Here is a 10,395-nt window from a genome sequence, read left to right on the forward strand (position 1 = left end):
CTGTTCTTCGTCCGTCAGCCCCACCGCACCTTCACCCTTTGAAAGTTTTTGAGGGTGGGGGTCCGGGGGAGGGAACTTTTTTCAAAAAGTTCCCTCCCCCGGAGTCCTTCTCCTCTCCTTCCCCCTATGCACTGCCGATCAACATGCCGGTAGCGAAGACCAGCGCGCCGCCGAGGCCGACCTGCACGGCGGCCGAGAAGACCGGGGTGTCCATGTATTTGGCCCGGATCCAGGTGATGGCGGCCAGTTCCAGGGCCACCACGGCGAAGGCGACGGTCATGGCCATGCCGTAGTGGGGGATGAGGAAGGGCAGGGTGTGGCCGATGCCGCCAAGGGTGGTCATAAGGCCGCAGACGACGCCCCGCAGCCAGGGATGCCCCCGCCCGGTCATGCTGCCGTCGTCGGAAAGCGCCTCGGCGAATCCCATGCTGATGCCCGCGCCAAGCGATGCGGCCAGACCGACCAGAAAGGCCTGCCAGCTGTCGTGGGTGGCCATGGCCGCGGCAAAGACCGGGGCCAGGGTGGACACGCTGCCGTCCATGAGTCCGGCCAGACCCGGCTGGACGACTTGCAGCACGAACAGGCGGCGCTGGGTGGCGGCCTCGGTTTCCCGGGCTGTCGCGTTCAGGTTGGTTTCGGTCAGATGTTCGGCCCGGGCTTCGTGCTTGCGTTCGGCCTGGGCCAGATCGTCGAGGAGCCGGCGGATATCGACATCCTGGGTCCTAGCCGCCGCCTTCTCGTAGAAAAGCAGCGTTTCCCCTTCCATATCGGCGGCGAAGTTGCGCACGGCTTCGAGCTTGAGTTCGGGCGCGAGCCAGATGGGCTTGCGCTGGATGAATCCCTTGACGTCCTGGCGGCGAATCAACGGGATGTGCTGGCCGAATTTCGCCTTGAACAGGTCGGTCAGCCGCCGCCGGTGCGTGGATTCCTCGGCCTGCATGCCGTCGAACACCGCCGCCGTGGCCGGATAGGTGTCGCGCAGGCGGTTGGCGAACTCGGCATAGATGCGCTCGTCTCCCTCTTCCAGGGAGATGGCCAGGGCCAGAATTTCCGGCTCACTGAGCTGTGAGAATTTTTTCATGGATGCGTTCTCCTCTCCGCACTACCGGGGATATGCCGCAAACGGCGTTACGGCTGCGGGCGCAGGGCAACCTACGCCGGGCCGGGTGGCTTTCGCAACAAGGATCCCATAGCAGAAGTTATGCGAGATGGAGCCGAAGCTTCGGGCGAAAGGTTATTGGATTATAAACGGTTTTTGAGGAGGGGATTGGGGGAGGTTTTTCAAACAAGTCCCTCCCCCGGATGTCCTTGCGGTATCCTACGCCGTGGCACAGCCTGACTGGATGCGCCGCACCACCCAGGATTTCACCACCTGGGCCAGGCACATGTAGCCGAAGATGACGCAGGCGATAAATCCCCAGTAGCTTGTCGGCGGTACGACCAGGCCGAAGGTGCCGGCCAAGGGGGAAAACGGCAGCCAGATGCCGACGATGCAGATGCAGATGGTCGTAAGCCCCAGCGGCACGCTCGACCAGCTTTGCAGGAACGGGATGCTGTCCGTGCGGATCACGTGCACGATGATGGTTTGGGACAAAAGCGATTCGATGAACCAGCCGGTCTGGAAAAGCGCCGCATTGTGCCAGGCCCCGAAGAAGTGGATCATGATGAAGAAGGTGACGTAGTCGAAAAGCGAGCTGACCGGGCCGAGGAAAAGGATGTAGCGCCGGATGTCGTCGATGCGCCAGCGCCGTGGCTTGCTTAAGATGTCGGCATCCACGTTGTCGGTGGGGATGGCGGTCTGGGAGAAGTCGTACATGAGGTTGTTGACCAGGATCTGGATCGGCAGCATGGGCAGGAAGGGCAAAAAGGCGCTGGCCCCGAGCACGCTGAACATGTTGCCGAAGTTGGAACTGGCCCCCATGCGGATGTACTTGGTGATGTTGAAGAAGATCTTGCGGCCTTCCAGCACGCCGTGTTCCAGCACGTGCAGGCTTTTTTCCAGCAGGATGATGTCCGCCGATTCCTTGGCCACGTCCACGGCCGAATCCACGGAGATGCCGACGTCGGCCGCGCGCAGGGCCGGAGCGTCGTTGATGCCGTCGCCCATGAAACCGACCACGTGGCCGGTCTGGCGCAGGGCCGTGACGATCTGCTCCTTCTGCATGGGATCGAGCTTGGCGAACACGTGGCAGGTCGTGACCGCCTCGTGGAGTTCCTCCTCGGACATTTTTGCCACCTGGTCGCCGGTGACCAGGTGTTCGCCGGCGTCGAAGCGGACTTCCCGGCAGATCTTGGCCGTGATGACGGCGTTGTCGCCGGTCAAGATCTTGGGCTTGATGCCGTGGGCGACCATGGCGGCCAGGGCGTCGGCGGCGGTGTCCTTGGGCGGGTCGAGGAAGGCCAGGTAGCCCATCAGCGTCATGTCGCACTCGTCGGCCACGGCGAAGTCGCGGCGCGAACCGTCCACTTCCTTGTAGGCCAGGGCCACCACGCGGAAACCGTCGTCGTTGAGGTCGTGGACGAGCTTTTGCCGCGTTTCCAGATGGGTTCCTTCCAGGGGCTTGATGACGCCCTTTTTGAGGTAGGTGCGGCTGTGGGCGAAGACTTCCTCGGCCGCGCCCTTGCAGATGAGCACCGCCTTGTCAGTGCGCTTGTCGCGCACGATGACGCTCAAGCGCCTACGCATGAAGTCAAAGGGGATCTCGTCGAGCAGTTCGTACTGGGACGGGTCGATGGTGCTGCCCGCTTCGTCGCCGGTATCGATGACGGCCAGGTCCAGGGCGTTTCGAAGCCCGGTTTGCAGCTTGCTGTTGATGTAGGCGTATTCCAGGACCGAGCAGTCCTCCTCGCCTTTGATGTCGAGGTATTTCTCCAGGATGATCTTGTCCTGGGTCAACGTGCCGGTCTTGTCCGTGCACAACACGTCGATGGCCCCGAAGTTCTGGATGGCGTCCAGGCGCTTGACGATGACCTTGTGCTTGGACATGGCCAGCGCCCCCTTGGACAGGCACACCGTCACCACCATGGGCAGCATTTCCGGGGTCAGCCCCACGGCCACGGCCAGGGCGAACATGAACGCCCCCATCCAGTTGCCGGTGGTCGCGCCGTTTACCACGAAGACGAAGGGCACCATGACCAGCATGAAGCGCAGCATCAGCGTGGTGAACCCCTTGATGCCGCGATCGAAATCGGTTTCCACGCGCTTTTGCGACAGCTTGGCCGCGATGCCGCCGAAATAGGTCTTGGCCCCGGTGGCCGTGACCACCGCCGCCGCCGAGCCGGACACGACGTTGGTGCCCATGAAGCACATGGCCGGGTCGCCAAGGCCGCTTTCCCCGTCCGGGGGCGGCTGGTCGGCCGGCCGGGTGGATTTCTCCACGGGCAGGGCCTCGCCTGTCAGCATGGCCTGGTTGATGTGCAGGTCCTTGGCCCGCAGGAGCTGGACGTCGGCCGGCACCATGTCGCCGGCGGCCAAAAGCACGATGTCCCCGGGCACCACGCCGGCCAGGGCGATCTCGCATTGCTTGCCGTCGCGCAGCACCGTGGCCGTGGTATGGACCATCTTTTTGAGTTCCGCCGCGGCGGTGTCGGCCTTGGCCTCCTGGATGACCTTGAGGACCACGCCCATGAGGGCCATGCCGATGATGACCACGGCCGAACGGACGTCGTCGGTGGCGTAGGAGATGGCCCCGAGCACGAGCAGCAGCAGCACCAGCGGATTTTTGACCGCGTCGAAAATGCGGTCGAAAAGCGTGATGCGCTTGGCCGTGGCGGCCTGGTTTGGGCCGTACTGGCGCAGGCGTTCCCCGGCTTCCTGGGCGGTGAGTCCCGCCATGGCGGATTTGGGCTGGGGCTCGGGTTCGTTTAGGTGCGCGCCCAGGGCCGAGACCTGCAGCCACAGGCCTTCCAGGTGCTTGTAGGCGTCATAAGCGGTAATTTTTTTCTGGTGGGCCAGCCCGCCGAAGGCGTGGGCCTTTTGCACGAAGTGTTCGAGGTTTTTGACGAACTCTTCTTCGGGGCCAAGGCTGAGGCCGGTCTGTCCGGATGGGCCGGCAAGGGGTTCCCGGACGTCAGCGGCCGTGAATTTGGGATCGGTCATAGGGGCTCCGCGTCGTTACGAAAGACAGCGAACACAACAACCGGCGGCAATGCCGCCGGGCGGCGGGAAAGGCGATGCCGGAAGGCCGTCATGTACCGGGCTGGTCTCGCGGAGGATGCGCGCCGGCACATCCCCCGCGAGGCCGTCCTAAGACTGTGTTTCCTTTAAAAAAGCGAGGCAGGCTTCGGCCGCCTTGTGGAAATCCACGCCGCCGTCGATCTCGAGCACAGGCAGGTCGCCCAAAAGATCGAGGTAGGCGTTCTGGCTGGCGATGGAGGGTTCGGACGCGTCCTCGAATTCGTAGAACAGGCCCACGTCCTTCATGAACGCGGCCATGAGGTCGCGGCGCTGGCGCAGGTCGACGCGGTTTGCGGTCATGGGCGAGGTGTCTCGCTTCCAGCGCAGGACCACCAGCCCGGTCATGGGGCAGGCCAGCTTGAACCGGCCCGGGCCAAAGCACTCGTCGATAAACGCGTCGTACTTGTGCTCCAGGTCCCACAGCTCGGCTTCGGGCAGGGCGGAAAAGCGCTTGCGGTCAGCCTCGTCCATGACCGGGGCCAGGTTCGGGTTGTTGAGCACCGTGCCCGGGTTGACCCGGGGCATTTTGGCCACGCCGGTCATGGTCAGTGACCCGTCACCGTTTTTGGAGACCATCACCCGGTCGTTGCTGATAAACATGGTGCCGTGGCGCATGATTTCCAGCGCCAGGGTGGACTTGCCGGCCCCGGAAAAGCCGGAGATGACCAGCCCGGAGTCCTTTTCGGCCACGCCGGCGGCGTGAAAGAGCAGGGCCCCGGTCTTGAGGCAGTGCTCGATGAAGCGGTTGTTGATGAAATTGACGACCTGGTTGTCGTTTTCGATGCAGGGGCCCACGGCATAGTTGTCGCCACGGCCGAAAAGAAAGACCAGCCCGGTCAGGAGCTTCTTGACCACCCGGCCGTCCTGCACGTCAATGAAGGCTTCCTTGAGCTTGGTCTTGCCGGGTTCGCGCTGCTTGGTGGCGAAGGGCAGGTCGAAATTCGGGGGGCCGGCCTCGATGGCCGTGACCGGAATGGTGATGGCCCCGCCGCCGCCGATGAAGTCGCGGTAGTAGTTGGCGAGCTTGTCGATCAGCGCCTTGGAATTGGAGGAGACGATCACGGTCACCGCGTCGAAGGTGACCTCCAGACGGTGGGTGATGGGCGATTCCTCGAGAATCGGGGCCATGATGTCGGCAATGCTGGTCAGGGCGGTCATGCGATTTTCTCCAGAACGTAGTCGGCATAGGCTTCGGCCGCGTCGATGCCGCAGGCGTCAAGCAGTCCCCGGAAGCCGCCGAAGGCGGAGACTTCGTAAATGGCCGCCCCATCCGGGGTTTCCACCACGTCCACGCAGGTAAAGGCCATGTCCGGAAAAAGCGACTGGGCCTTGTGGGCCAGGGCGATGATGGCGTCGGACGGGGAGTGGGGCACGTAATGGCCGCCGGTGCGGGTGGTGGTGTCCCAGGACGTGCCGCTGCCCTGCCTGGCGTAGGTGGCCAGGTATTTGCCGCCCAAAAACGAGACGCCGAGGTCCAGGTGGCCTCCGGCATGGGAGACCATCTTCTGGATGTACATGACCTGGTTGCCGGCCGCCTTGTAGTCGGCGATCTCCTCGCGGGCCTCGGGGGTGTCCTCGATGACGGTCATGCCCCGGGCCTTGGAGCTGTAAAGCGGCTTGAACACGGCCTTGCCGAACTTGGTCACCGTGTCGGCGGCCTCCTCGATGTCCTCGGTGATGACCGTCGGCGGCATGGGGATGCCGCCAAGGCGCAGGGTCGCCGTGCCGCTTAAGCGGTCGATCAGGCGAAACATGCTGTCCGGGTTGGAGAAGACGGGTACGCCCCCCGCGTGCAGAAAGCGCAGGATCTCCATGCGGTCCAGGGCGTCGGGAGAGTAGCTCGGCGCGATCTTCTTGACGATGATGGCGTCGAGTTCGGTCAGGTCGGTCCCCTGGCAAAACGCCTTGCCCGTTTCCAGGTCCAGCCGGACCTCGGCCATGTCGATGCACAGGCGAAACCCGGTCTTTTGTTCCAGGCTATCCAGGAGCCGCAGGGTGGACCATCCCTTGGGGATGCCCACCACGCCGATTCTCTTCATTCTATCCTCCCTTGGTCAGGCTTATGTGCAAGTTAGTAGCAGACCGCGGCCACGGGCAGCCGGAAACCGGCCGGATCGCCGCCGTGGCCGGCCACCCGCGAGAGCAGGTAGATGCCGCGGGAAAGCATCTGTCTGGAAAAGCGTTCGCTCAGTTCGAAGCGGGTCGAGGTGATAAGCGACCGGGCCAGCCCCAGCGCCACCCGGATTTCAAAGGTCGTGTCGCCTTGTTTCGCGGCGAACGACCGGGCGAAGTTGAAGAACTCGACAATGACGGTGTTGAGCACCCGCCGGCGTTCGGCGTCGAAGATCGGCAGGCGGAAATTGGAGATCATGAAGACCGATACGTCCTGGGCCAGATCGGCGTCGGCCGAGCGGTGCAGGTCGATGTAGTGGATGCGGTCGGCGGCCAGGTCGTAGAGGATGTTGTTGCTGTTGTAATCGCCGTGGATGTAGATCGTAAACGGCGCGGACAGCTTCTCCTCCACTGCCTCGGCCGCGGTGATGGCCGTTTCCAGACGCGGCAGGGGCAGGGCGCCGATGGACCGGGACGGAGCGTCGAAATTGGGGTGCACGGTCAGCACCTCGCCGAGCCGGGCCCGTAGCTGGGGCATGCATCCGGCCGCGATGGGCCCGCGCACCAGGGTCTTTTGCCAAAGCGTCGCGGCGGTCAGGCACTGGGCGGTAAGGGCCCGACGCAAAAGATCCAGGTCGCCGGCCACGGCCAGGTCCTGGATGGTCTGCCCGGGCAGCAGTTCCACCAGCATGGAGCTTGATTTCTTGCCTTCCCGGAAAGCCTCGACCCGGGGCGGCAGGCCGGGCAGGAGCGACTCCCAGTGTTCTATGTTGGCCGCTTCCTTGCGCAGCTTGGCCGTGTCGCCGTCCTTGAAGATGACGTCGCGGCGGGAGAGGTCCTCGCCCGGGGCCGGGTCGGCGATGCGCCCGATGCGGCAGCCGGACCGGGTGCCCCAGATGGATTCGAATTCCAGTTCGGACAAGGGCAGTTCGTGGCCGCTTTCGGCCAGGATGTCCTTTAAGGCCGTGAACTGGTGAATCTTGAATTTGTCGCCGGTGATGCCGAAGATGGCCGCCTCGCCGATGTTTAAGAGCGCATCGCCCATGCGTTCCAGGTAGCGGAAGATAAAAAGCGTGGTTAAAAGGTCGCCGGTCTGGTAGCCGGTGCACAATTCGTCGCGGATGCGGTCGAACTGCTCCTTGTACAGGCGGTCCAGGTGCAGCTCGCAACGGCATATCTTGAGCGCCGCCGACATGTTGCGTTCGAGCACCGCTCGCGGCATCCAGTCGAAGGCGTGTTTTACCTCGTCGAAGAACGGTTTATAGGCGTATTGCTTGATGCATTCGGGGTCGTCGTAGTGCCTTGTCTGGCGCACGATGTTGACGGCGTGGTCGCCCACCCGCTCCAGGTTGTTGCCGATGATGTTGAACGAGCGGATGTAGGCCACTTCGGCCGCGCTCGGTCGTTTTTCGCCATGCAGGGTGGCGAAGCAGGCGTTTTCGATGACGCTTTTGAGGTTGTCGATATAATCGTCGCGGGCCTCGATCTTGGCGATGGCGCGTTCGTCGTGCTTTTCCACGACGGACAGTGTCGCCTCGATCTGCCGTTCGACTTCGACCAGGAGGAATTTGAAGTTCGTTTCGATCTCATGCATCGCTGGGGTCCTGGGGCGTGATCAGCAGGGGGGCGTCGAGAAGGTCGCATTCGCCTTCCCGCTCCTTCCAGCGAAACGTCATCTTGAGCTTGCGGTCCTCGCCCTTGAGCTTGCCTTCGATGGTGACCGCCACCAAGCCCTTGGGCAAAAGTTCCATGATCTGTTCGCCCTGGGTGAGCGTGACGGCCCCTTTGGCGAAGCCGTCCCGCACAGCCTCCAGGTACTCGGCGATGACGTCCGGCTCCTGAAGCCCTTCATATTTGAAAATCTTGTTCGCCACAGTGCCTCCTTTCGTCCGTTGGCGGCGCGGGCGCCGCGCGGCAGTGGGGTTGATACCACCCGATTATGAAGAAAAGATGAAGTCCGGGCCGCAAATTGACGTTGATTGCACGAAAGGACGGATTTTGCCAAACCGGGGACGCCGGAAACACCCAATTGCCACGGGGTGTTGACATTCCCTCCATATCCGCGCGCCTAAACCTTCGTAGCCATGTTTTCGCAACGTCAACCGGAGGTACGCATGAGCCAGGATGCCATCGATCGTTTTATCGAATACCTGCGTGGAAACAAGGACGACCTGATCATGGTCAGCGGCATGCCGCTCGACGAACTGATCGAATATGCCGGCAAGCACGGTTTCTTTTTTACCGCCGAGGAACTCAAGGCCAGACAGGCGCTCGTGCATCTCGTGGAAGGGACCTGATGCGACGGAATTTCCCGAGTTCCCGTCACCCCAGGTCACAATCCCCCACGGCCGGCTTCGCCCGGCCGGCATTCCCCGACTGGAAACGCGCGCGGAGTACGGCATGCACATCCTCTTCGGCTTCGACGGTCACACCATATTTCTCCTGGTGGCATCTCTCGGAATCGCTCTCTCCTTCGAGTTCGTCAACGGCTTTCACGACACGGCCAATGCCGTGGCCACGGTCATCTACACCAAATCCCTGCGCGCCCGCACGGCCGTCGTGCTCTCGGGTGTATGCAACTTCGTCGGCGTGCACATGGGCGGCATCGCCGTCGCCTATTCCATTGTCCACCTGCTTCCCGTGGACCTGCTCGTCTCGGTCAACACCAACCTTGGCCTGGCCATGGTCTTTTCCCTGCTGGTCTCGGCCATCCTGTGGAATTTCGGCACCTGGTACCTGGGGCTGCCGGCTTCGAGCTCGCACACGCTGATCGGAGCCATCCTGGGGGTTGGGCTCGCCAACGCGGTGCGCGAGGGCCTGCCGGCCGGCTCCGGCGTCAACTGGCACAAGGCCATCGAGGTGGGGCTGTCGCTTCTCATCTCCCCGGTCATAGGCTTTGTCCTGGCCGGAGCCGTGCTGCTTTTGCTGCGGCACTACCTGAAAAACAAGACCCTGCATGCGCCGCCGGAGGGTGACGCGCCGCCGCCCCTGGGCATGCGCGTGGCGCTTATTCTCTCGGGCCTCGGGGTCAGCCTGGCCCACGGCTCCAACGACGGCCAGAAGGGCGTGGGGCTCATCATGCTTATCCTCATCGGCATCTTGCCTGGCGTCTACGCCCTGGACGTCGATACGCCGAGCCGGGACGTCCTGGCCGTGCGCGAGGTGGCGGCCCAGTTCACCGATTACTTCAACGCCCATCGCCTGGAGATTGAAAAAGCCTATGCCTCGGGCAAGTACCGGGAACCGGCCAGGAATTCGCCGACCGCCTCCTGCGGGCCGCGCGGGGCGGTTGCGGCCGCCGAGGCCATTCAGGTGAGCCTTGCCCAGGCCGGCTCCATCGCCGCCCTGCCGCCCACCGATCGCTGGAACGTCCGGACCGACATCCTGTGCCTCGACGACGCCTCGCGCCTCATGGCGGACGATGCGCCGCCGGCGCAGCGGGAGAAACTCCAGCAGTGGCGCGAGATATTGCGCCGCCCCACGGAATACGCCCCGGATTGGGTGCTGCTCGCCGTGTCCATGGCCCTTGGCGTCGGCACCATGGTCGGCTGGAAGCGCATCGTGGTCACCATCGGCGAAAAGATCGGCAAGACCAAGCTGTCCTACGCCCAGGGGGCCGCGGCCCAGGTGGTGGCCATGGCCACCATCGGCCTGGCCGACGGCATGGGGTTGCCGGTTTCGACCACTCACGTCCTGTCCTCGGGCGTGGCCGGCACCATGGCCGCCGGAAAAAGCGGGTTGCAGATGAGCACCCTGCGCTCCATCGCCATGGCCTGGATCTTTACTCTGCCGGCCGCCATGTTCCTCGGCGCCGGCCTTTTTTTCCTGTTCGCCATGCTGGCGTGATGTGGGAAGAATCGAGGATGAAAAGAGGTGCGAGAGGGGAAACCCTTTAAAAAGGGTTCTCCCCTCTCGCGCTCTCCCCTTCCTAAATTTTATAATAAAATAAGTAGGTAATGGGTTGTAACCGTTACCGTGAAAAGTCTTCCTATGTGGCCCGAAGTCAAGCCGGCTGACGCAGTCTAACCGCCCGTTTCCTATTCGCGCCCGAAGCGCCAAGTACCGATTCGGTAGTTTTCGGATTCCCGCCATTTGAAAAACGCCGC

At 63.1% G+C, this 10,395-nt stretch carries 8 protein-coding genes; 2 read left to right on the forward strand and 6 right to left on the reverse strand.

Going from position 1 to position 10,395, the window contains the following annotated elements; translation table 11 throughout:
• Positions 1–124: 124 nt before the first annotated feature.
• The 6 genes from mbfA to ACMZ6R_RS18845 all read right to left on the reverse strand — a co-directional run bounded on the left by mbfA (position 125) and on the right by ACMZ6R_RS18845 (position 8,163).
• On the reverse strand, positions 125–1,081 hold the full coding sequence (gene mbfA / locus ACMZ6R_RS18820; RefSeq protein WP_416114375.1) for an iron exporter MbfA: 957 nt from the start codon (positions 1,079–1,081) through the stop codon (positions 125–127).
• Between the two features lie 237 nt (positions 1,082–1,318).
• Complete coding sequence (gene mgtA / locus ACMZ6R_RS18825) at positions 1,319–4,099, reverse strand: magnesium-translocating P-type ATPase (protein ID WP_416114377.1); 2,781 nt, start codon at positions 4,097–4,099, stop codon at positions 1,319–1,321.
• A 147-nt stretch (positions 4,100–4,246) separates the two neighbouring features.
• On the reverse strand, positions 4,247–5,335 hold the full coding sequence (locus ACMZ6R_RS18830) for an HprK-related kinase B (RefSeq protein WP_416114379.1): 1,089 nt from the start codon (positions 5,333–5,335) through the stop codon (positions 4,247–4,249).
• Positions 5,332–6,216 carry a GAK system ATP-grasp enzyme gene (locus ACMZ6R_RS18835; protein ID WP_416114381.1) on the reverse strand — a complete coding sequence of 295 codons (885 nt, stop codon included), beginning with the start codon at positions 6,214–6,216 and terminating at the stop codon, positions 5,332–5,334. Before ACMZ6R_RS18835 ends, ACMZ6R_RS18830 begins: the two co-directional genes overlap by 4 nt.
• A gap of 32 nt (positions 6,217–6,248) precedes the next feature.
• Entirely contained in the window at positions 6,249–7,883 is a 1,635-nt protein-coding gene (locus ACMZ6R_RS18840) for a PhoU domain-containing protein (protein ID WP_416114383.1), read from the reverse strand.
• Positions 7,876–8,163 carry an amphi-Trp domain-containing protein gene (locus tag ACMZ6R_RS18845; RefSeq protein ID WP_416114385.1) on the reverse strand — a complete coding sequence of 96 codons (288 nt, stop codon included), beginning with the start codon at positions 8,161–8,163 and terminating at the stop codon, positions 7,876–7,878. The genes ACMZ6R_RS18840 and ACMZ6R_RS18845 overlap by 8 nt, the downstream gene beginning before the upstream one ends.
• Before the next feature lie 240 nt (positions 8,164–8,403).
• Between ACMZ6R_RS18845 and ACMZ6R_RS18850 the strand changes: the two genes are divergently transcribed.
• Positions 8,404–8,586, forward strand: coding sequence for a nitrogen fixation protein (locus ACMZ6R_RS18850; RefSeq protein WP_416114387.1), 183 nt, complete (start codon positions 8,404–8,406; stop codon positions 8,584–8,586).
• 103 nt (positions 8,587–8,689) lie between these two features.
• The gene (locus ACMZ6R_RS18855; protein WP_416114389.1) at positions 8,690–10,135 is read left to right on the forward strand and encodes an inorganic phosphate transporter; all 1,446 of its coding nucleotides are present in this window, start codon (positions 8,690–8,692) and stop codon (positions 10,133–10,135) included.
• The last annotated feature ends 260 nt before the right edge of the window (positions 10,136–10,395 follow it).

Origin of the sequence: Solidesulfovibrio sp. C21, assembly GCF_047785625.1 — a bacterium.
Taxonomy (GTDB): Bacteria; Desulfobacterota; Desulfovibrionia; order Desulfovibrionales; family Desulfovibrionaceae; genus Solidesulfovibrio.